This is a genomic window from Actinoplanes sp. NPDC051475 (genome assembly GCF_040689425.1).
Taxonomy (GTDB): domain Bacteria; phylum Actinomycetota; class Actinomycetes; order Mycobacteriales; family Micromonosporaceae; genus Actinoplanes.
Genome location: NZ_JBFAZZ010000045.1, coordinates 1 through 1,744, shown reverse-complemented (window position 1 = coordinate 1,744; position 1,744 = coordinate 1). Strand labels below are relative to the sequence as shown.

General features: G+C 68.7%; 1 protein-coding gene. It reads left to right on the top strand.

The genetic code is table 11. The annotated features are described in order from the left end of the window. Window positions 1-222 precede the first annotated feature (222 nt). Window positions 223-1,074 (top strand): hypothetical protein, encoded by an 852-nt coding sequence (locus tag AB0368_RS38420; protein ID WP_366158976.1) that lies wholly within the window; start codon window positions 223-225, stop codon window positions 1,072-1,074. Window positions 1,075-1,744: the final 670 nt, after the last annotated feature.

Sequence of the window (1,744 nt, the reverse complement as noted above, 5' to 3'; positions counted from 1 at the left end):
TTCAGGTGCCTTGCCGTGAGTGCTGAGTTGCCGCCGGGGTGCCTGCCGTCCGCCGGTTGCGGCGGCGGTCGGCGGGCGGTTGCCGTACGGATGCGCAAGGCCTGCCGGAGCGTGGATGCCGCCCTACATTGCCTGTATTGAGCACTGGTAGCCGACCGACGGCCACTCCCCCCACTTCCACCGACGAGGAAGACGCGAGCAGACCGTGAGAGAATCCCGACCATGGGAAATCAACGCGTAGCCGGCGACATCGATGCGCGGGTCTCCCTCGCAAAGGACCACACCACCGACCACGCAGCGCTGTACGAGCTGGCCTCCGACCCGTCGGCCCAAGTTCGCGCGGCGGTTGCGGCTCGCCCGGATGCTCCGGCACAGGCGCTGCGACCCCTCGCGCGTGATCGTGACCGCACAGTCCGGGAAGCAGTCGCCAAGAATCCAGCCACCTCCCAGGGGAACCTTCTGCGCCTCGTCAGCGACGCCGACCGGTGGGTGCGCTGGGCGGTTGCGACCAATCCCGCATGTGACGCCCGGGTACGCCAGGTCATGGTGAAGGCACATGACAAGGAGCTGCGCGGCCTGCTCGCGGAAATGCGAGCGCTGGAGCCCGACCTGGCAGCCATTCTCGTCGACGACACCTCTCCCGAGGTCCGGGAGCGGCTCGCCAGCCATACCCACGACCCGGACATCATTTCGGCTCTGCTGCGAGACCGCACCGTTCGGGTACGCAAGGGCCTCGCCATCAACGAGCAGACCACCAAGGAACAGCGGCACATCTTGGCCCAGGACTCCTCGCCCGACGTCCGCGCCGCGCTGGTGCGAGCGGTGAAGCTGGACGAGGCGGACCTGCAGTCCATGCTGGGGGACCGCTCGGTGGAAGTCCGGCGCTCAATGGCCACATCCGCCGTCACCCCGCCGCACATCCGGCAGGCGCTGGAAAACGACGCCGACGAGACAGTGGCGGAAGACGCCCGCCGGTACCGCGGGTCGCAGGTCGCCGATGAACCGGCGACAGCTCCGCGCGCCGCCCACCGCCGGGCGATCGGCAAGCGTTTCCCGGGCAAGACCACCAGGTAATCCCCACCCGCACCGACTCATCCGGCCGTCCGAGGCGCCCCGATCCAAAGCCGTCGTGTCCCCTCTGAACCGCAGGTGACATCGATACATTCTGGTGGCTTGCCGTAGCACACGCGGCCACGCCCGCTCCCTGCACACCGAACGACCACACCGCGTTCCCGGTGACGAATTCGCGTGGGTCAATTGCCCCTGGGCCGACTACGCCCGGCGGGGAGGGTGCCGGAACATGCGAGCGACCACAGCAGCGACCCGGCCGGGCGGGTCCGAGCGGCCAGCAACCGTGACGGCTTGCCGGTGAGCCTGGTGGAGGCGGGGCGAGCTGAACGCTGTCGAAGTCACACCGGCTGCCGATTCCGCCTGAACCGCCGCGATTCCATCTGAGGCATGCGGAAGGCCAGCGGCCAGTGCCTGCGTGTCGTACTGATCAGCGGAGCTCGCCAAGAGCACGCGGGTCCGCATCGTCGCCGCTGGATCGCCACGGGCGCGGGCCATTTGTGGGTCGCATTCCTCAAGTAGGCCGTGTCCCCGTCGATTCAAGGGCACACCGACGTGGGCCGGATCCCGCGCAACCGGACGGCACCCGGGTGGGCACTGGTGGTGCACCGTGCGCCCTGGAATCTCTTTCACATGCCCGGCCGACAACGAGCCGGACAACGCGGGGGAGATCAGA

Excerpts from the sequence above, each read along its gene's own strand:
- AB0368_RS38420 (WP_366158976.1), top strand. The coding sequence starts at position 223 with ATGGGAAATCAACGCGTAGCCGGCGACATCGATGCGCGGGTCTCCCTC.